The 22475-nt window shown below is 44.1% G+C and carries 8 protein-coding genes; 5 read left to right on the plus strand and 3 right to left on the minus strand.

Features of this window, described 5'->3' with window-relative positions; all coding sequences use genetic code 11:
- Nucleotides 1–315 precede the first annotated feature (315 nt).
- A complete protein-coding gene (locus ACFPIB_RS02445) occupies nt 316–549 on the minus strand; it encodes a hypothetical protein (protein ID WP_378015829.1) in 234 nt (77 codons plus the stop codon).
- Here ACFPIB_RS02445 and ACFPIB_RS02450 point away from each other — a divergent pair.
- From ACFPIB_RS02450 to ACFPIB_RS02470, 5 genes are all read left to right on the plus strand, one after another.
- The gene (locus ACFPIB_RS02450; RefSeq protein ID WP_378015830.1) at nt 536–4780 is read left to right on the plus strand and encodes an InlB B-repeat-containing protein; all 4245 of its coding nucleotides are present in this window, start codon (nt 536–538) and stop codon (nt 4778–4780) included. The two genes, ACFPIB_RS02445 and ACFPIB_RS02450, sit on opposite strands and share 14 nt — an antisense overlap.
- A 560-nt stretch (nt 4781–5340) precedes the next feature.
- Nucleotides 5341–9936, plus strand: coding sequence for a T9SS type A sorting domain-containing protein (locus tag ACFPIB_RS02455; protein WP_378015831.1), 4596 nt, complete (start codon nt 5341–5343; stop codon nt 9934–9936).
- Between the two features lie 385 nt (nt 9937–10321).
- The gene (locus tag ACFPIB_RS02460) at nt 10322–15688 is read left to right on the plus strand and encodes a T9SS type A sorting domain-containing protein (protein WP_378015832.1); all 5367 of its coding nucleotides are present in this window, start codon (nt 10322–10324) and stop codon (nt 15686–15688) included.
- Nucleotides 15689–16385: 697 nt separating this feature from the next.
- Nucleotides 16386–17351 carry a sensor histidine kinase gene (locus ACFPIB_RS02465; protein ID WP_378015833.1) on the plus strand — a complete coding sequence of 322 codons (966 nt, stop codon included), beginning with the start codon at nt 16386–16388 and terminating at the stop codon, nt 17349–17351.
- A gap of 32 nt (nt 17352–17383) precedes the next feature.
- Nucleotides 17384–18082: a LytR/AlgR family response regulator transcription factor gene (locus ACFPIB_RS02470; RefSeq protein ID WP_378015834.1), complete on the plus strand. Its 699-nt coding sequence runs from the start codon at nt 17384–17386 to the stop codon at nt 18080–18082.
- A 132-nt stretch (nt 18083–18214) separates the two neighbouring features.
- On the opposite strand, the gene ACFPIB_RS02475 is transcribed toward ACFPIB_RS02470, so the two are convergent.
- Both ACFPIB_RS02475 and ACFPIB_RS02480 read right to left on the minus strand, forming a co-directional pair.
- Nucleotides 18215–20116, minus strand: coding sequence for a T9SS type A sorting domain-containing protein (locus tag ACFPIB_RS02475; protein ID WP_378015835.1), 1902 nt, complete (start codon nt 20114–20116; stop codon nt 18215–18217).
- A 207-nt stretch (nt 20117–20323) separates the two neighbouring features.
- Nucleotides 20324–22324 (minus strand): T9SS type A sorting domain-containing protein, encoded by a 2001-nt coding sequence (locus ACFPIB_RS02480; protein ID WP_378015836.1) that lies wholly within the window; start codon nt 22322–22324, stop codon nt 20324–20326.
- Between the last annotated feature and the right edge of the window lie 151 nt (nt 22325–22475).

Consider the following 22475-nt stretch of genomic DNA (forward strand, 5'->3'; position numbering starts at 1 on the left):
TTCCAAATCTATCGAATAGTCTAGTTCAGTATTAAGTATTATAGAATTTATATAATTTAAATTGTAATATATTTATCTGCAAAAATGTTTTGTATCCAACATTTTTGCAGATAAATGGTTATTTAATCAGTTAAATATTTTGTTATCGGACTATTCCATGTAAATGGAGAGCTCCTCTTTTATATTAATTACAGTAAATCTTCATTACTTTTTTTGCTCTAAAACCGGCCTAGGCCTTATGGTGCCGGAGTGGCCCTGCTATGACAACAGGATACAAGAATTTGGAATCCTACTGGTGCAATTCTGAAGTGAAAGTTAAATTTTATCCTTTAATTTTTCTATTATGGTTGGTTGTTTCTTTAGCAGGCTGGGGAAAGGAATGCTTTCTCTGATTATCCTTTTACACGCTTCACTTTGTTTTGGGTATTTCCCGCCCGGAGAGCATTTTAAAACCCATAATTCAAAATTTCTTTCATTTGCTGTGAAAGAAAGGAAAATGCTTAATGCAACATACCCAATTGCAATCAACGAAGTGATGTCTTCTAACACCAGTACCATTACGGATGAAGATGGAGCTTACTCAGACTGGATCGAACTGGTGAATTATGGAACAACCCCGATTGATCTGCAGGGTTTCGGCTTAACTGATTTAAGTAGCACACCATTTAAATGGGTATTTCCGGCTAAGGTAATGGCTCCCGGTGAGTTTCTGCTTGTTTGGGCGTCAAGTAAAGATAGAACAGATCCTTCACTTCCATTGCATACCAACTTTGCCATTAGCGCGGGAGGGGAGGATATCGTAATTACGGCACCAGATGGAACACTTGTGGATCAAATGCCTTCATTTGCTATGACGGCCAATTTATCAAGAGGCCGTCTGCCAGATGGAACAGGTGCATTCCAGAGTTTCAGCATCGCAAGCCCTGGAACGTCCAATCAGGGGGGCGTGTCTAATCAAACGCTTGCTAATCCTGTTTTCTCAACGGCGCCAGGAATTTATCCTACCAACCTAACGCTGAGCATAACGCATCCTGCTGTCTCTGGCGTTACGATCCGATACACCCTGGATGGCTCCGAACCTACTGCCACGTCCCCGGTCTACCAGCAACCTTTACAGATCGTGGACAGGTCGGGCGAACCCAATGCTCATTCTATGATTCCTACCAATTTTATTAGTAGTGGCTCAAGGGCTTGGGTAGCACCATCAGCAGTGATCAGAAAAGGTACCATTATCCGGGCAAAAGCCTTTACTTCAAATAATCTGGTATCAGAAGTAATAACAGGTACTTATATTGTGCTTCCGGGCAGGCAATATACGCTACCGGTAATCTCTGTTGTTTCTCCTCATGACAGTCTTTTTAGTAACGCTAAAGGGATTTATGTACCTGGTGTTAATTATGTAAGTGGAGACGACGCCTCCGGAAATTATGAGCAGCGGGGTGATGCCTGGGAAAGACCAGGTTCAATTGAATTTTTCGGGCCTGGTTTAAATTTTCAGCAAAATATCGGACTCCGGATCAATGGAGATTTCTCACGCCGTTTCCCGCAAAAATCTTTAAGAATAGTGGCAAACGGTAAATACGGCAAAGGCACACTCGACTACCCGGTTTTTCCTAATTATCCTTATTCCAGTTTTAAAAGATGGGTATTAAGGAACTCTGGTAATGACTGGGGCCATACGATGTTCAAAGATGCGGTTACCCATTTGCTGGCAAAGCATATTCTTCCTGTACAGGCTTACAGACCTACTGTTGTATTTCTTAATGGTGAATATTGGGGAATTCACAATATCAGAGAACGATCTGATAAGCATTACCTGGCAACGCATTTTGGTGTAGATCCGGATAACATAGACTATCTTTCCCGGGATAGAGAAATTGAAGAAGGTGATGCTGTCCATTACAATGAAATGCTCAACTATATCCGAAATACAAACCTGAGTGTCAGTAGTAATTTTGAAGGTCTTAAGACCCGGATGGATGTAGATGATTTTACAAATTACTTTAGTGTAGAAATTTATACCGGAAACGATGATTGGCCACAAAGTAATATTGACTATTGGAGAGCCCGGGTACCGTTTAACCCCAATGCCCCCAAAGGGCAGGATGGGCGTTGGAGATGGATATTTGCTGATACAGACGAGGGATTTGGTGATCCGGCATTTAATTCCATTGCATGGATTACCGCTGTTCAGCACCCTGACGGCGGAGAGGAATGGCCCAATTTTATTTTGCGCAACCTGCTAACGAACCAGCAATTTAAATACGACTTTATAAACCGTATTGCCGACCATTTAAATACTGCTTTCATTCCTTCAAGGGTTATTCAGGTAATTGATAGTATTGCGCCCTTGTTACAGCCTGAAATGCCTGAGCATATCCAAAGATGGTCAAAACCTTCTTCAGTTAGTAACTGGAGTCAGGAGGTGCAGGATCTGAGAAATTTTGCAACAGCAAGGCCCGGCTATGTAAGGCAGCATTTAGTGCAGGAATTTAACCTGGCCAGCCAGGCAGTAATTAACCTGAATGTTAGTGACAAAGTGCATGGAAGTATAAAAATTAACACACTGGTTATTAACAGTAATACCGTGGGTATAAATGTATCGCAGCCTTATCCGTGGCAGGGTGTTTATTTTCAGGGCGTACCTGTAACACTTAAGGCGCTGGCCAACCAAGGGTATAGGTTTGATCACTGGACGGTAGGCTCTCAGGTGTTGCAGGATGAAGAAATTGTAGTGAATCCGACTAATAATCTGGCTGTTACCGCTTTCTTTGTGCCGTCTTCCAGTACAGCACCAACATTACTTTTACCCGTTAATAATGCAACAGGTGTGGCTGTTCAACCTACTCTAAGCTGGAATTCCTTCTCGGGCGCTTTAAGCTACAGATTGCAGGTGTCTCTTAATGCAGGTTTTTCAACTACTGTACTGGACCAGGCTAATATAAGCGCTACTTCTGCAACGGTACCCGGGCTTGCAAACAACACGGTTTACTACTGGAGAGTGTTGGCAACCTTGAGCACCGGAGTCAGCGATTGGTCCGAGACCCGAAGTTTCACTACTATTTCCCAGGCCCCTGCGCAATTCAGCCTGAACGTTACTGCAAACGGTAGTGGTTCAGTGGCAAAAACTCCGGACCAGGCTACTTATGCTGCAAATTCTACGGTTCAACTAGCTGCAACTCCTGCCACCGGGTTCCAATTTAGCGGCTGGAGCGGCGATGCCTCGGGTAGCACCAACCCGCTCACAGTAACCATGAGCAGTAATAAAAACATTACAGCAACTTTTACAGCCATTCCAACCACAGGTGTTACTGGTTTTGAACTCATCAATGCATCCAGTGACCAGCCGATACAATCCCTGGTTTCCGGTGCTGTACTGAACCTGGCTACTTTGCCAACCCGCAAGCTGAACATCCGGGCGTTAACCAATCCTACTACGGTTGGCAGCGTTGGGTTCAACTTAAGCGGCCAGCAAACAAAAACCAGATCCGATGACAGTGGCCCGATCTATTCCCTGCAAGGAGATAAAAATGGAAATTATTCTAACTGGACGCCACCGGGAGGTAACTATACACTAACGGCCAGAACTTATACTGGCTCAAATGGCAGCGGTACTGCAAGTGCACCAACTACCATCACTTTTTCCGTTATAGATCAGGTTAATCCGCCAGTAACGTATACCCTGAATACAACGACTTCAGCAGGTGGTTCGGTCAGCAGGAATCCAAACCAGGCTACTTATAACAGCGGCTCTACAGTTACACTTACAGCCACGCCTTTAGCAGGCTACCAGTTTTCAGGTTGGAGCGGCGATGCGTCTGGAGCCACCAATCCGCTAACTGTAACGATGAATAGTAATAAGAACATTACGGCTACTTTCATCCAGGTTACCACGCAATACAGCCTGAGCGTTATTATAAACGGTAGCGGTTCAGTGGCAAAAAGTCCGGACCAGGTTACTTATCTGAGTGGAACATCTGTGCAGCTTACTGCTATGCCTTCGGCAGGATTTCAGTTCAGTGGCTGGAGTGGCAATGCCTCGGGCAGTACCAACCCACTTACTGTAACCATGAACAGTAACATGAACATTACAGCAAGTTTTACGGCTACTCCTACCACAGGCGTTACTGGTTTTAATCTAATCAATGCGAGTGCTGATAATGTGATCCGGCCATTGGTTACAGGCGACATAATTAATCTGGCTACTTTGCCTACCCGGAAGCTCAATATTCAGGCTTTAACCAATCCGAATATTGTGGGAAGTGTTGCCTTTAATCTTAGTGGCCAGCAAACAAAAGTGAGATCCGATGAAAGTGGTCCGACTTATTCTTTATTTGGTGACAGCAATGGTGATTACAGCTCCTGGACCCCGACAGTAGGAAGCTATACTTTAACAGCCAGAACGTATACTGGGGCAAATGGTAGCGGTACTCCAAGCGCAGTTACTAGTATCGGCTTTAGCGTAATAGATCAGGCTAATACCCGCCTAGCCACCACCAGTTCAGTTCCTGAAACGGTAGGAAATCAACATGTAAAAGTGTCTCCAAATCCATTTAAAGATGGCCTGACCATTGAATTACCCGCTGGCATAGAAGCTGAAAAAGCAACTGTTACGCTAAGCAACTTAGTAGGCAAAACGGTATACCAGAAAGAGTTAAAAGTAGATGGCGGCCTGCAAACAATTGAGCTGTATGATCTGCCTGATTTATCTAAAGGTATGTATACGCTAAAACTGCGGCTTAATGAAAGCCCAGTTATTCTTAAAGTTGTAAAGCAGTAATGAAACCCGGTTTAGTGTTGATTTAAGTTACTGCCGTTTATTGAGTTTAAGTAAATAGAAAAGGCCTTCAGAATCAACTGAAGGCCTCTTGGTAGACAGAAGGCGTGAAATGTAAATAACTTTGGTTCGCGCCTTTATTTACACCTGATAGCTCCCTTTTATCTTAGCATTCTAATATTTATACAGCCTTTAAGATAATGATATTAACGACAAAGCATCTTTGGCGCCGTTACATTTCTAACCTTTAGGAAACTCAACTTAAAATATTAAAAAAAACGCTATGGTTTTTAACCAAAAAACTCCTGTTGGGCTAACCAACAGGAGTTTTTTTTTGCTGATCATGCAGTTTTTACCAGATCAAATTTTCTTAATAAGCTATGTTGATTTTGACTATCTGCTGTTCGTGGATACAAGCGTGTTGTTAAAGCATACAAGATAGGTGATGATCAGGCAATAAAATAAATTCCAATTATTATGTCTGGTAAAGTCTCTGTAAAGAATTTATACAGAAGGGTTTATAAGGCATGTCTCTGTTTATCATCACTTCTTAAATTATTTAAATGAAAAAATTTGTACTTATTGCTTTGGGGCTACTATCAGGCTACGGAGCAAGAGCTCAGTCTGCCAACGATGCGGGGGTAAATGCCATAAATTCCCCGATGTCGTCTGTAACGGCCAACTCAAGCCAGCCGGTATCGGTAACGGTAAAGAATTTCGGTACCGGGCCACTTACTTCCGCTACTTTAGGTTTTAGCGTAAACGGGGTAGTTCAGCCAACCTTTGCCTGGTCAGGCAATCTGGCTACTAATGGCGTAACAGCAGCGGTTGCCATTGGCAATTTTACTTTTCCGGCAGGCGCACATGTACTAAAAGCCTGGAGCAAATTACCGAACGGCGTAACCGACGGTAACGCGGCTAATGACACAACCACGATCAGTGTTTTTTCCTGCACAACCCTGAGCGGAAATTACACGATCAATAAAAATGCGGCGGCTTCTGCTACCAATTTTACTTCCGTAATTGCAGCAGTCCAGGCTTTAGCAACTTGCGGGGTTAGCGGGCCGGTTACTTTTACGGTTGCCCCGAATTCAGGTCCTTATGCTGGCGTAGTTACTTTGCCTGTAATTTCCGGAACCAGTGCAACCAATAAGATCACTTTTGAAGGAAACGGCAATATCATTTCCGGCTCGGGCACCCAGGGATTGCTAACTTTCAATGGCGCTGATCATGTGAAGGTAAATAATTTCAGATTAGATGTTGATCAGGCTTCAACCGGTCATGGCGTTTTCTTTACCAATGCATCGGATAACGATATTGTTTCGAATTGTACCGTAAACCTGTCAGTAGCTTCTACTGCCCTGGAACAAAGCGGCATAAGGGCCGGAGCTTCCGGAGGAAACAATGCTAACAATTTACTGCTTCAGAACAACATTGTAAATGGCGGAACTTATGGTATTATTTTATTTGGAAACGCCTCAACTACGGGAAACCAGATTGTTGGCAATATTGTGCGTGACCCTCGCGCTTATGGTATTGTTGTTTCCAGCGGCGGCTCGGGTACGCTTATAGAAGGAAATGACATTAGCCGTCCGACCCGGATTAATACCCAGAGTTTATACGGTATCAGCCTTACAGGTACTACCATTAATACCATCGTAAACAAGAACCGCATCCACAATACCCACGATATGGCTTCTTCTACTTTAACGATTGTACGTGGTATTCATACTTCTTCATCGGCTCCGGCTGGCAGCGAAAATATTATCAAAAACAACCTGATCTACAACATAAACAATAACGGCGGGCCATTAGATGCTTTATTGAACGAAGGAGGAAGCGGTACTTTTTACTATCACAATACTGTTTCTGCCGATAACCCGAATATTATTTACACAATAGTGCGCGGCCTTAATATTACCCAGGCAGCAAGTAATTTAAAATTTAACAATAATATTGTTTCACTTACAGCGTCTTCCGGTGGTTCATTTGCAATTTACTTAGGAAGTAGCGGTATTTCTCTGGCAAGTAACTACAACAACATGGTAGTTGGGGGTTCGGGTCATATTGGTTATTCTTCGTCGGTAAATTTTACTACGCTTACAGACTGGAAAGTTTCAAGCGGCGGTATTTACGACCAGAATTCGCTTTCAGTAGATCCATTATTCGTTAGCCCAACTTATCTGCAACCGTTGGCGCCTGCATTAAACAATTCCGGGCAGCCATTACCAGCCGTAACTGATGCTATTAATGGCATAACGCGTAGCACAACTACTCCAGATATGGGGGCTTATGAATTTACCCCAGTGGTGAATGATGCAGGCGTTACCGCTATTACATCGCCAACTTCCCCGTTAACGCCAGGTGTATCGCAATCGGTACAGGTTACATTGAAGAACTTTGGTACCGCAACCCTTACCTCAGCAACCATTGGCTGGAAGGTTAATAATGTAACGCAAACGCCCTACTCCTGGACCGGTAGCCTGAATAGTCTACAGGCAACCAGCGCACCAGTTTCTATTGGTAATTATACTTTTCCGACCGGAAACGCTACCGTTAAAGTCTGGAGCCAGAACCCAAATGCTGCTGCAGATGGATTAGCCGTGAATGACACCACAATTCTGAATATTGTTTCCTGTGCGCCATTGGCCGGTAACTATACCATTAATAAAAACAACCCGACTGCAGGCGCAAACTTCCAGAGCTTTGCAGAAGTGGTTCAGAAGCTCAATTCCTGCGGCGTTGCTGGCCCGGTAGTTATTACTGTTGCAGCTGGAACTGGTCCATACAACGAGCAGGTGGAGCTAATGAATATTCCTTACACTAGCGCTACCAATACTGTGACTTTTGAAGGTTCCGGCAATACCGTTTCGGTTACACCAGGTTTAAGACCAGGCATTTTTGTGTTGAACGGCGCAAAATTCGTGAAGGTGAACAATTTTGTATTTACACTTCCTACAGGCGTAACTACCGGTTGGGGCGTGCAGTTGCTCAATGCAGCCGATAATAATACGATCTCAAATAACACCATTAATTTGCCTGTGGGAAATTATTCAAGTGTAAGCGGGATTACTGCCGGTGCCGATCTTTTTTCAAAAGGCAATAATACCAGCTTTACAAAGATCCAGAACAATATTATAACCGGGGGTGGTACCGGCATTAAGATATTAGGTGCTGCTGAAGGGATGTACGCAGTAAACAACCAGATAACGGGAAACCAAGTAAAGGATTCTTATTATTACGGAATCAGCATAAACGATGCAAATGGTACTTTGGTAGAAAGCAACGATATCAGCCGCCCAACGCTTACTGTTTCTGGTAATTTTACAGGTATCGAGGTTGTTGCGGTTAGCAAGAATAGCATTGTCAGCAAGAACCGGATACATAATACGCATGATATGGTGGCTCCTCTTGCATCTACAACCAATACGTATGGTATTAGTATCAGTAACGCCGCTACAGCTCCTGGTAATGAGAACATTATCAAGAATAACCTGATTTACAAGATCAATAGTAAGGGAGGGAATTTACTCGCTCTGTATAATACAAATAGTCACGGTACTTATTTCGATAATAATACGGTTGCAACAGACCCGACAGACAGCTATTCGACCATAAATGGTATGTACTTTAACGGGAATATCAACAACGTGAAGTTTAGAAACAATATCATTTCGCTGCCAAGTGCGGTTACTAATTCCAGTTTTGGTATTAACGTAACAGGAAATGCTATTTCTCTGGAAAGCAATAACAACGACTTTCATATGGGAACTGCAGGTTTCGTTGGTTATCTTGTGGGCGTTCCAAAACTTACCTTAGCCGATTGGAAAGCTGTTAATGGAAATGCCTATGATCAGAATTCGGTAACTATTAACCCGCTGTTTACAAACTATGCTTCCGGCGATCTGAAACCAACGGCTCCAACCCTCGATAACCTGGGCCAACCACTTGTAAATGTAACCGACGATTTTATGGGAGTTACCCGGAACATAACTACTCCGGATATGGGCGCTTATGAATTCATAGCAGTTGGCAACGACGTTGGTATTGTTGCAGTTTCAGGACCAGACAGCACCATTTGCGGTTTATCGGTTGCAGAAACCATTTCGGTTACGATCAAAAACTTCGGAGCAACTACCCAGACTTCCATTCCGGTTACTTATTCTGTAAATGGCGTAGCAATTGCTGCTCCTGAAACCTTTACGGGTTCTATTGCTTCCAATGCCACGGCTACTTATACTTTCAATACCAAAGCAAATCTGGCTACTGCGGGTAATTACCAAATAACTGCTACTACCCAGCTTACCGGCGACAACATCGTAAACAACAATCAGAATAACCTGGACATTACCAATTACCTGTTGCCGACTTTACCGGTTAAAATGGATTTTGAAACTGTAAATACGGGCATTTCAAATTTCCGTACCGTAGTAAAACCGAATTCTGCTGTTAAAGTAAATAATGGCGGCAGCAACGGAACCGGTACTAAAGGCATGATCATGGATGGGGTAGATCATGCAGGCTGGGTAACGCCAACCGGTGCAACCAACCCTTGGACGACTAATCCGGATAATTTTGCAGCAGTTTATTTATGTGCTTCTACCGGAACAGGTGCAGCAACCGATTCTTTGATCCTGACATTCGATATGAAGCAGTTGTTTAAAACGGCAATTGAAAACACCAACTTCCGGATTACGGTTAATGGTACCCAGGTAGGCCAAACGTATCAACCGGTTTCCGGCACAAATACCTGGCAGAAAGTAAAAGTAAACCTGAATGCATACATAAATGATCCGACTATCCAGATTGGCTTTGAATCGAGCGTAAAAGAAACGTATGATAACGGCGCCGGAACGGCCAACCTGATCGACAACATCGAGATCAAACGCGTTGCCGGACCAACTGGTGTGAAAGATGCAATGCTTGCGGCTCACCTTAACGTATTCCCGAACCCAAGCAACGGAATTTTCAATATTGAACTTCCTGAAGGCAAAACGTACGAATTTGTAGTAACCGACCTGACCGGTAAAGTGCTGATGAAGCATGCTGCAAAAGGCGGAACGAACCAACTAAACCTGGAAGGAACTGCAAAGGGAATTTACCTGCTGAAAGTTTCCGGTGAAAAAGGCTTCGTTGTAAGAAAGCTGATCGTAGAATAAAAACGCTATCCTTTTGGAGGGAAAAACTCCTGCTGGTTTTCCGGCAGGAGTTTTTTTATTCCCTCCTGTAAAAACGCTACCCTTTTTGCCTTAAAAAGTGCCCGGTAAGAGTTTTCAGGGCACTTTTCTTTTAAGCTCTTGCCTGGTTTAACTGCTGTATTTATGCAACAAAATAACGCTTGCAAAATGCCGGTTTGGGAAGCCGTTTTCTTCATTTAAGGATACAAAACTTTTGTTCAGACATACTTCTGATACGGGCCGATCCATTCAAAATATATTACAATCTATTTATGCATTATTAGGAGAAAACTGCCTATGAGGAACTTAAAAAGAGAAACTTAATTATCCGCCACATTTTAAATTTTCATCATTCAAAAAACTTTTAATGAAAAAAATATTACTAGCATCTTTTGCTGCTGCAGTTTGTCTTCAGGCTGAAGCGCAAAACTTTACCCATGCAACCGTACCCGTTACAGGCTTCTCGGCCGACGTGATATCGGAAGGTACCGGAACGGCAATAAGTTCAGCGCCCGACGAAATAGATGGTGTAGGCTTTAATCTGGTAGCCCAGAGTTATGTAAACCCATCTAACCAGACTCCGGCATCATTTTTACCTACCGGCGGGCTTATTAACAGCGCCGCTACCCCGGGGCTTAGTTTTCAGATGGCGCCTTATAATGCCAATAACTCCCTCAGAATCACGACTACCAATAATACCGATACGTTGGTATTCGTAAATCCGCGTTCAGCAGATAAAATTAACTTGCTGGTTACTTCGGCTTACGGGTGTACTTTCTCTGCCACTATTCATTACACCGATGGCACTACAGAAGCTTTTGCGGGTAACGCAGTACCAAACTGGTTCGATGGTACTGCTCCGATAGCAATTAAAACGATTGGCCGGGTTAGAAGATCAGATAACGTTATTGAAAACCCGGCTAATAACCCACGTTTGTATCAATATATCCTGAACCTGAATGCTGCCAATACAACCAAACTCATTCAGAGTATAAAGTTTACTAAAACCTCTACTGCTGCCAACGAAATTCTGCACGTTTTTGCAGTATCGGCCAGTACCTTGTTGCCGAACGATATTGGAGTAACAGCCATTACTGCACCAACTTCGCCAGTTGCGCCAAATGTAAGCCTGCCGGTAATGGTTACGGTAAAAAACTTCGGCTCAAGTTCGTTAAATGCAGCAACCCTGGGTTTTAGCGTGAATGGCACTACCGTTTTAAATAACTTCCCTTTTACTGCATCGCCGGCTTTGGCTACGAACGCCGTTTCTGCACCAGTTACTATCGGTAATTTTATATTCCCGAATGGTACCCATAAGATCAAAGCCTGGAGTACGCAACCAAACAACCTGGCGGACGGTTTTATTGGGAATGATACCATGCAAGTAACAATTGTTGCCTGCAATGCTTTAAGCGGTAACTATACGATCGATAAAAACAGCCCCGCGTCCGCTACAAATTATACTTCGTTTGCGGCTGCCCGTCAGGAACTTAACAGTTGCGGCGTTAGCGGTCCGGTAACATTTACAGTTGCAGCGAATAGCGGCCCTTACAACGAACAGGTAACCTTAGCAGCCATAAACGGTGCCAGCGCTACCAATACCGTGACTTTTGAAGGCAACGGGAATACCGTTTCGTTTTCTCCAGGCACTACGCATACGGGTATTTTTACCCTCGATGGTGCAGATTATGTAAAGATCAACAACTTTAACATTGCCTTGGCTGCAGGAGCTACTACTGGCACTGGCATTCAGATTAAAAATAATGCTGATCATAATATCATTACCAACAATACGCTAAACCTGCCATTAACATCTACTTCATCGTCTGTAAATGGTATTGTGGCGGGTACAGGTTCTACTGCATCCGGAAATAATGGCAGCAATAACCTGATCCAGAATAACATTATTAATGGTGGTTATTGTGGAATTTGTATTAACGGTACTTCAGGAAATCTGGGAGCCGTTAGCAATCAGGTGAAGAACAACCAGGTAAAAGATGCATACTTTTATGGCATGTACCTGAACAATGTAACGAATAGCGTGGTGGAAGGAAACGATATCAGCCGGGCTGTGCGTGCGAATGGCAGTGCTTTTTATGGTATTTACCTGGTAAACACTTCTATTGGTAACCAGATCAGAAAGAACAAAGTGCATAATACCCACGATGCTGCAACTTCTAAAACTGGTACCGTTTACCTGTATTATTGCACCAGTGCCGGTACGGTTGGTTCAGAAAACATCTACTCGAATAACCTGGGGTATAACCTGAATAATAACGGGGGCACTACGTATGCATTCTATAACAGCGGCGGGAACAATACCTGGTATTACCACAATACAATATCTGCCGACGATCCGGCAATTTCTTATGGAACGCTGCGTGGTATGTGGTTCAATTCTGCCGTTACCAATGTGCGTTTTTTGAACAACAATATTTCCCTGACCAGCAATGCTACCAATAAGTACGCTATTTATCTGGCTGCTTCGGGCATTGCACTCCAGAGTAATGGTAATAACTTGTATATTGGTTCTTCCGGTAAAACAGGTTATTATTCAGCAGACAGAATTACCCTGGCCGACTGGAAAACGGCAAATGCTAATGCTTACGATCAAAATTCAGTATCTGCCGATTCTTATTTTACAAATGTTGCCGCCGGAAACCTGTTGCCAATAGCAGGTCCTCTGAATAATATTGGCGTTGCGCAGACTGTAATTACAGATGATCTAAACGGTGCGATCCGCAGTGCAACTATGCCAGATCCGGGAGCTTATGAGTTTGTTCCGGCACCGGCTGATGCTGGTATCAGTGCTATTCTCACACCGAATGGTGGCTGCGGCCTGACTAACCAGGAAGTTGTTTCAGTTACCCTGAATAACTTTGGCAGTGCAGCGCAAAGCAACATTCCTGTTTCTTATATCATAAACGGTGGTACGCCGGTTACGGAAATTTTTGCCGGGCCGCTGGCTCCGGGTGCTTCCATAACCTATACTTTCAATACGAAAGCAAACTTAAGTGTTCCTAACAATTATACTCTTGCAGCGCAAACGGATTTAACGGGTGATGCTGTTGCCGCGAACGATGGTGTAAGCAAAGTATTTGATGTTATTCCTTTGGTAACTACGTATCCGTATTCAGAAAATTTCGAAACCTATAATGGTGGCTGGATCGCTGAAGGGGTAGCTTCTTCCTGGGCTTGGGGTACACCGGCTAAGGCAACCATCAATTCCGCGGCTTCCGGTACCAAAGCCTATGTAACCAATCTTACTACTAATCATAATGCAAATGAAAAATCGCAGGTAGTAAGCCCTTGTTTCAATTTCAGCGGCCTTGCTGCCCCAGTTTTTGAAATGAAGGCCTGGTGGAATTCAGATTTCAGTTATGACGGTGCAGTGTTGCAATCTTCTGTAGATGGTGGTGCAAGCTGGCAAAACGTAGGCGCATTTGGCGACCCGAATAACTGGTACAACGATAATACCATAAGTGGCGCTCCGGGCGGGCAAGCAGCTGCTGCCGCTCAAGGCTGGACCGGCCGAAATGCGACCAATAATGGTTCTGGAGGCTGGGTTACGGTAAAACATGCCCTTACGGGTTTAGGCGGGCAATCATCCGTGCGTCTGCGCGTTGCTTTCGGGTCTGATGCCGGAACACAATACGATGGCTTCGCTTTTGACGACGTGATGATCTATGAAGCTCCTGCTACCGATGGCAGCATAACGGCAATTATTACCCCTAATAGTGGTTGTGGCTTATCCAACCAGGAAACAGTAACCATTACCGTAAAAAATCAGGGCGGCACAACCTTACCAGGCATTCCGGTTTCCTTTAGAGTTGATAATGGTGGCGTTGTAAATGAAGTGGCAGCTGGTCCGTTTGCACCAAATGCAACGGCAAACTATACTTTCACTGCAAAAGCTAACCTAAGCACAGTTGGAACCCACACAATTATTGCCAGAACGAATGTTCCCGGTGATAATCTGGCTGCGAATGATTCACTTGTAAAAATGGTAACCACTATTCCGGTAATTTCAACGCTGCCATATACCGAAGGTTTTGAAAACGGAAACGGTGGCTGGTTAGCTGGCGGTTCAGCTTCTTCGTGGGCCTTGGGTACTCCGGCTAAACCGGTGATCAATACAGCCGGAGGCGGTACAAAATCGTGGGTAACGAATCTAAGCGGAAGTTATTTTGCCAATGAACATTCTTACGTAGTTGGTCCATGCTTCAACTTCGCTGGTTTACCAGACCCGGATTTCGAAATGAAAGCCTGGTGGAATTCTGAATTCAGTATGGACGGTGCGGTGTTGCAATCTTCTATTGATGGTGGTGTAACCTGGCAAATAGTAGGCGCGAAAGGCGATCCGAATAATTGGTACAACGACAATACCATTAACGGTGGTCCTGGTGGTCAGGCGGCAGCATCAGCCCAAGGCTGGACTGGCCGCAATGCTACCAGCAACGGCTCTAATGGCTGGAAAACGGTTAGACACCGGCTTACCGGTTTAGGCGGCCAATCTTCTGTATTGCTGCGAGTAGCTTTTGGGTCCGATAATGCCGGCGTAGACGATGGTTTTGCTTTCGACGATGTGCGTATTATTGACAATACCAACAACCTGGCGGTAAACGAAGTAGTACCGATCAATAAACTTTGTGGCCTGACCAATGCAGAACCAATTACGGCTGTAATTCAGAACGTAGGGCCTACATCGGTTTCCGGATTTACAGTTTCTTATAGTGTGAATAGTGGCACTCCCGTAACGGAAAACTTTACCGGTTCTCTGGCTTCCGGTGCAACGGCTAACTTTACTTTTAACCAGATGGCTAACCTTTCTGCGTCAGGTAACCATACTATTGAAGTTACCGTGAATATGACCGGAGATATGGATGCAACAAACAACGCGGCAACTTATACCATTGCCAACTCTACTTTTACAAGCCTTCCGCCAGTATTCGATTTTGAACCAGCAGGTAACGGAGTTGCACAATTACGCACGGTTGTAAAATCGAGATCTGCTATTGTAGAAAGTGCAGCTGCAGCAAATGGTACGGGTTCTACCAAAGGTATTATTATGGACGGTGTGAATCATGCCAGCTGGACGCTTCCGACCGGTGTAATAGACCCATGGACCAGTAACCCGGAAAACTTATCGGCGCTGTATATTTGCTTCGACCCAAGCGCAGGTAACCCTACAGATACCTTAATGCTGACCTTCGACCTGAAACAGTTGTTTAAAGCTGCAAATGCCAATACCAACCTCCGCGTATTGGTTGATGGCGTGCAGGTTGGTGCTACATATCGTCCTCCGTTCTCCGGTACCCCGATAAGCTGGCAGAAAGTGAAAGTTGACCTGAGAAATTATATGAACCGTAGTGGGTTGCAGATCTCTATTGAATCGAGCGTGAAGGAAGCGTATGCAAATGGAGCCGGAACGGCCAACCTGATCGACAACATCGAGATCAAACGCATTTCAGGGCCAACAGGTGTGAAAGATGCTACCCTTGCAACGCAACTTAACGTATTTCCGAACCCGGGCAACGGAATTTTCAATATTGATCTACCAACCGGCAAAACCTATGAATTAGTAGTTACGGACCTGACGGGTAAAGTGCTGAAAAAGCAGCTTGCTAAAGGCGGCTTAGAGCAACTGAACCTGGAAGGAACAGCTAAAGGTATTTACCTGCTGAACGTTTCCGGCGAAAAAGGAACAGCAGTTCGTAAACTGATCGTGGAATAATAGTAAAACGCTATCCTTTTTACATGAAAAACTCCCTGCTTGCTGGCAGGGAGTTTTTTTGTGCCAAAGCATACCGTTTTCAGTAGTAAATGATGCGCTGAAATATTATTCATAAGGACCCTAAATACCATTCGTAGATACATTTGCGGTCTTCGTGGATACATGCATTTCTTTCCCGGGTGCCTGCATTATTTTTGTAATGCATAATTAAAAGGTGATAACTACTGGTTTATCTGAAACACTTGATCTGGCTGAAGTAATACCACATGTTTTACGCTGTTCTAGGAAGAAATTCATGAAGTGATAAGGTAAATTCTAAGGGAAAAGTAATTTGCACACATGCTTAATTGGGTTTTACAGTATGCTGTAGAACGTTAATTAAGGCGGTAAAATCAGGCTTATAGGTTTAGGTGATAATAAACTATTAGTGGAATAAATGTTAGTATTAAAAAGGCCCCCGAATCTTTCGGGGTTTTTTTTTATGGGTAACGGAGGTAAACAATATTATACTTGTTGGTAGAAATATTAAAATATGTACTTAACTTATCTGAAATCGAAATGTTACTGGTTACAGGTACAGACTGCAAGTCAGGGGCAAAGGCTGCGGTTCATTTCAGAGAAATACATGCTTTTGTATATGCATAATACGGTGTTAAAGGTTTTTCGTCTTGCTTTAATATGGGGCGTTTTCTTTGCCATGCCCTTTATTTTCTTCTGGACCGATAATTGGGAGGAAGCAGCAAATATTCTTTCGGCGCCATTTTACTGGGTGTTTTGTATTTTATTCGGAGGGCTATACTTTTTCAATTACTACTACCTCGTACCTGAATTCTACCAGCAAAAGAAATTCGGTAAGTTCTGGGCTATTTTGCTGGCGCTGTTTATTGCTTTTTATTTCCTGAAGCCTTTTAATGGCATGCTCCGGCAAATTTTACAGAAAACCGGCGTAACGTATCCTCCAATTTCTCTCTTTCGCATCGATCCGGTAGCCTGTATCCTTTTTATTATTCTGGTGTCGTTGGGGTTGGCTCTTCGGGTTATTAAGCAGTGGCGGGTTACGGAGAAGCGCGCTTTGCAGGCCGAAACCGAAAAAGCGAACGCCGAATTATCTTTCCTGAAAGCCCAGATCAACCCGCATTTTTTATTCAATACGCTCAATAATATTTATTCCTTATCGGTAGATCAGCATCCGGAAACGTCAGCATCGATCATGAAGCTTTCCAACATTATGCGCTACATAACCGACGAAGCAACCAAAGATTTTGTACCGCTCGAAGATGAAGTAAGTTGCATCGCCGATTTTATAGATCTGCACAAACTGCGCCTGGGCAAAAACATGACGGTAGATTTTACGGTTAGCGGTACTTTGCAAGAAAAACAGATTTCACCGCTTATTCTGATGACCTATATTGAGAATGTTTTTAAATATGGTATCAGCAGCCACGAAGAAGCCCGGATTACTATTAACCTGGAGGTAGATGATGAAACGATCCATTTCTTTTGCCAGAATAAGATCTTTGCTCAGCCGCGCGTAATAGAACGTACCGGTGTTGGTTTAAAAAATACTGAAAAAAGGCTGCAGCATCTTTACCCTGATAAGCACAACTTAACAATTTCCAGCAACAACGGTTTTTACACGGTAGACCTTACATTGTTTGCATAACGCATTTAAATTTTTAGCCAAGTTCCTGAAAAATGACACTCAAATGCATTGCCATAGACGATGAACCCTTAGCGTTGAATCTGATCAGGAATTACGCGATGAAAATTCCTGCCTTGCAGCTTGTGCAAACTTTTAACGATGCCCTTACAGGAGCCGAGTTCCTGCGGCATAATCCGGTAGATGTATTGTTTCTGGATATCAATATGCCCGATATTTCCGGTTTAGATCTCATTCGTTCTTTAAAGGAAAGACCTATGGTAATATTTACCACCGCTTATAAAAACTTTGCCTACGAAGGGTTTGAACTGGAAGCGGTCGATTTTCTTTTGAAGCCCTTCACGTTCGATCGTTTCGCGAAGGCTTTTCAAAAAGCTTTCGATCATCACGCAGCCAGGCAAACGCAGACAGAAACCAACCCGGAAAGCCTGGTAGTTTATGCCGAATATCAGCGGATCAAAATTGCGCTTTCCGATATTGAATACATTGAAAGTTCCGAAAAATACATCAAGATCCATCTGGTGAAAGCAAAGCCTGTTTTTACCCTCATGTCGTTGCAGAAGGTACTGGAAAAACTGCCGGAAGATAAGTTTAAAAGAATTCACCGGCGGTTTATTGTATCCGTTTCCAAAGTGAAATCCATATCCAATCAGAAAGTACAGTTTGCTTCCGGGGTACAATTGCCGATCGGTAAAACCTATCTTCAGTTTATTGAAGAATGGTTGCGTTTGTAATTATTAACCCGAAATTCATTACGAGTTTTCAGGGCAAAAAGCATAGCGTTTTAGCCGCCGGAAACAAAGAAAAAGAGCCGGCTTTTAAAACCGGCTCTTTTAAATTTATATTAAAAAAGCTTCTTAGAATGCTTAGCGGTTAATTACAATCTGTTTCTGAATAATTTTATTATCCGCCTGGCACTTAAGGGTATAAACGCCGGATGGCAGATGCTGTACCGGAATCTGAATGGTAGCGCTTGTGGATTCGAGCTTAGAAACCTGCTGGCCAAGCATGTTGTAAAGTTCCATCGTAACCGTTTGTTGTTTGCTGTCAACTTTAACGTGCAAGGTAGTTTGTGCCGGATTTGGGTATACTGCCAGCGCAAAAGCTGCTTTTTCTTCTTTCGTGCCTAAAGCAGACTGAATACGGAATGCTTGAGTAAAACCACATCCAAAATCGCCGTTGAAGTAGCCTTTAAGGGCTAAATTGGCATTGTTGGATAAATTCTTTGCAGCTAAAGTTCCATTGCCCTGGCTAGAAGCCGCCCACCATGAAAGTCCGTTACAGCCGGTATCAGTAACTTCCAGGCGGTAGCAACCCGCAGGCAGCAAAACAGTATCGCGGTAGGTGGTGGAGTTTGAAGTTTGCAACCGTGCTTTTACTTCGGTACCGGCTGCATCGAAAATGCGCCATTTGGTCTGTGCGCCTGCTTTATTGGTGGTCATGTTTAACAGGAAATTGTTAGGCCAAACCGGCATCGGTGTAAATTCAGTCTGCATTTCGTTGTTAAGTGCATTCAGATCAGCTGCTCCGTTTACTTTCGTGATGCGGGCAATGAATTTTGCTTTGCCTGATCCGGTTGTTAAAAAATCTGCATTGCCCGGTAAAGAAAGTTCTTCAAAGTTTCCGGGCTGCATGCTAAGGCTTAAAGGAAATGTATGCAGGGTACCACCCGGTAAGCCGTAAGTAACTTCCATGCTGTTGATTGTAGTATTCCCCGTGTTTTTTACCAGTATCCGGGCTTCTTCGCATGTTGGGTTAGAACGAAAATAAGCTTCATGATCGTTAGGAGAAATGATCGTTTCTAAAGAGGCATCGGTAGTGTAATTATAGGCGCCGTAGTATATAACCTGACCTTCTACGGTATATGACGCTTGCGAGGAAGTCACATTATAAGCCTGGAAATCTACATCTACCGTGTAATTGCTTCCGGCTTGAAGGTTGCCTAACGGATGATAGTTTGCCTGAACCAGGTCGCCAGGGCACCAGTTGGCGCGGTCGTAGATCCAGGTTCCGGTTTGCGGATATAAGTTATTAAGCCCGCAGTTATTTCGCCAGATGTTTTTCTGAGCAATCATGGCGCCGTTTACGTTTACGCTGTAATATTTGCTGCAGAATTCAGAACAGTTATCGCCGGGGTTGGAGCCGTGGCCCGTTACGTTGAATTTTAAAACAGCTGCTTGCGCCCCGGCCGGCATTTGTTTGGTGCGTGCATTCATATTGGCTTCAAAAACGGTAGCATTTCCGTAAGAAAAACTGCCGTGCCATAAGCGGTCAATCTTAATAACGTTGCGCGGCGGCGTACCTTCAATAAAAGTAAATTTCACGTTAGCCGTAAAACCGCCGGAATAACCACTATAATGAATCCGTACAGAAGTGTTTCCTTTCAGGTACTGGGCATAATCGGTTACATCAAATTCGTAGCGGTGTTGCCAGTTCCAGGGAAAGCGGCTTACGTTGGCATAGGGCGTTATTAATCGGCCGATTTCAAAAGTATCGGTAGGGGTAAATAAGAAGATCTGAACACCATAATCCCAATCGCCGCAGTACTGTGGGTTGCCCTGGCACTGGTATTTGCCCAGCGTAAAAGTCATGGTGATGTTGCGGTAAGTAGTATTGGTAGTTGGGAAAACCGCAGGGGCATTATAGTTGCCAAAATTAGCCAGCTGCGTTGCAGCATGCGATTGCACTACTGTAGTGTCTCCGGGAGCTGCTTTAACCCCGGCTAATAAAAAAATACTTAAGAAAAAAAGAAGATAATAGTGTTTCATATTCAATGATATATGGTAAAATTCGGGCTTGAAAGGATGGAACCCAACGTAAATGGAGTAGTTGGAAGGTGTTTTATTTCAGCGTAAATCAAGAAAAATACACTTTGAACCTCGCTAAAAGGTAGCGTTCAGCTTCATATCATAGTAAAAAGCCCTGCAGGTTTACTTGCAGGACTTTTTTGGGTGAGAGCAATAGCGTTTTGATTTTTATTCCACGAACAGTTTACGGGTAGCGGTTTTGTATTCGCTGGTGATATTAAGCAGGTAAATGCCTTTGGCAGCTTTGCTCAGATCTAATTGGGCAGTTTTAGTTTTTACAGTTTTCTGTTCAATTACTTTGCCAGTCAGGTCCGTTATTACAAAAGTATACGTATGACCTTTCTGTAAATTCAAAGTGAATAAGCCATTAGAAGGATTTGGATAAACGGCTACCTGTAAATTATTCTGCTCATCGTTGATGCCGGTATTGGCAATGGTAATAGTATTAGAAGCCAGGGAAGCACAGCCATTAGCCGTTACTTTTGCAGTGTAAGCGCCATTTGAAGAAACGTTTAGCGTTGGAGCCACTGCACCCGGAATTGCTGTGCCATTTTTGTACCACTGGTTGCCGGTTGCGATGCTGGAAGTAAGCAGATTGCCATTCTTGGAAATAATTGGTGCTACCGGCCGCTGTTTTATAGTGATTACCCGGGCCACGGAAGCAGGGCTTGCGCAGCCATTGGCAGTAGCTACGGCCGTATAACTGCCGGCAGCTTTAATAATTAAGTTTGCAGATGTTGCACCCTGGATCAGGTTACCGTTATTGAACCATGTAAAAGTAGCGCCGGTAACAGCTGAATTGGCCGTTAAGATCGCAGAATCGCCGGAGCAGATAGCCGCAGTGCCGGTTAAGTTTATGCCAGGGGCAGGCGGAGGCGTGTTAGACGTGACGGTTACAGCAGCAGATGCGGCGCTGGTACAACCATTCAGGCTGGCAACTACGGTATAGCTTCCGGTAGCATTAGCACTGTAAGTTGCATTCGTTGCACCACTAATTTCAGTACCATTCTTGAACCACTGATAGGTAGTGCCAGTAGTGGTTGAAGCTGCTGTTAACGTAACGGTACCGCCGGTGCAGAATGAAGCTGGCCCGGTGGTGCTGATAGTTGGTACAGCAGGGGCAGCGGAAAGCACTACTGATCGGGTTAAAACATCATTTGTTGGTGCAAGGTCGCCGGTTAAGTTTGTGCGGGCTTCAATGCTGTAAGTTCCTAAAGCACTCAGGTTGGCTTTTGTAATGAAAGAATAGTTTACAGAAGTATTGGCTGCGATCGGTCCGGCTATTATCTCATTTACCGGCGTACCGGTAGCCCCGATTTTATAAGAAACCGGGATGTTGCTTTGGGCAGTTGTCCCGTGGTTTTTTACGGTTACAGTAATGGTTTCTGCATTGGTAAGCGCGCAGCCTGAATTAGGAGCAGAAATAGCTGTAATACCCGCATCGGTTGCCAGCGTTGACGCCGGAGTGAGGGCGGTAACAGCCATGATATGCAGCATATTGTTTGTTGAAGCTGCTGAACCATTAGCCACCAGAATGCTCTGGATCGATTTGGTTGCATTGGCCGCACTCATGGTCAGTTTTTGCTGGAACATTCTGGGCCCCTGGGTTTGTACATCTAGTACGCTGGTTGACCTGTTAACCCTGGTTGTTCCGCTCCAGGCAGCACCTGCTCCGGCATACCAGTTATTCGTTAATGTAACGGGAAATACCTGGCTGGTACCATCGGTAAAATTAACTGTGAAAGTTGTCGGAATAGAGACCTGATAAATAACCGGCGTTAATAATATGTAAAGATCTGTAGTAGATAGGGGGGTAACGAGAGTAACCGTACCGGAACTGTTTCCTGCTACGCGAAGCACGTTATTTCCGGTATACGGCGCCAGCTGGAACGTTAAGCCCGGAGTGCTGGAAACGGCACTGGTAATTAAACCGGTATTTGGCAGAGCGGTGTTCGCCGCCGGGGTCTGATTAGAAGGGTTTACAAAGTTCTGGGCAGCAAAAACGTTTACATTATCTGCATCATTATTTGTAGAATTCATTGCGGAACCCGGGCCGTTTGCAATAATATCTGCATTATAGCCGGTCAGGGCAATTTGGGTGTAAGTCTGTTGAGCAACAGCTTTTATGGCAAAGGCTGCTACGAATGCGGTTAGTAAGGTTTTTTTCATAATTAGATAAATGGAAAGTATTTAGGTAATAAAAATCCTGTTAAACTTCTTCGGGAAGTTTAAAAACAGCGTGTTAGGAAGCTTGATAAGTTTGTTTGGCAGAAAGCCCGATCATTGTTCGGGCAAGAGTGTGTGGTATTTTATTTCTGAA

Origin of the sequence: Adhaeribacter terreus (assembly GCF_042657365.1) — a bacterium.
Classification (GTDB): domain Bacteria; phylum Bacteroidota; class Bacteroidia; order Cytophagales; family Hymenobacteraceae; genus Adhaeribacter_A; species Adhaeribacter_A terreus.

Coding starts and splice junctions, on each gene's coding strand:
- ACFPIB_RS02450 (WP_378015830.1), top strand. CDS start 536: ATGTCTTCTAACACCAGTACCATTACGGATGAAGATGGAGCTTACTCA.
- ACFPIB_RS02455 (WP_378015831.1), top strand. CDS start 5,341: ATGAAAAAATTTGTACTTATTGCTTTGGGGCTACTATCAGGCTACGGA.
- ACFPIB_RS02460 (WP_378015832.1), top strand. CDS start 10,322: ATGAAAAAAATATTACTAGCATCTTTTGCTGCTGCAGTTTGTCTTCAG.
- ACFPIB_RS02465 (WP_378015833.1), top strand. CDS start 16,386: ATGCCCTTTATTTTCTTCTGGACCGATAATTGGGAGGAAGCAGCAAAT.
- ACFPIB_RS02470 (WP_378015834.1), top strand. CDS start 17,384: ATGACACTCAAATGCATTGCCATAGACGATGAACCCTTAGCGTTGAAT.
- ACFPIB_RS02475 (WP_378015835.1), bottom strand. CDS start 20,116: ATGAAACACTATTATCTTCTTTTTTTCTTAAGTATTTTTTTATTAGCC.
- ACFPIB_RS02480 (WP_378015836.1), bottom strand. CDS start 22,324: ATGAAAAAAACCTTACTAACCGCATTCGTAGCAGCCTTTGCCATAAAA.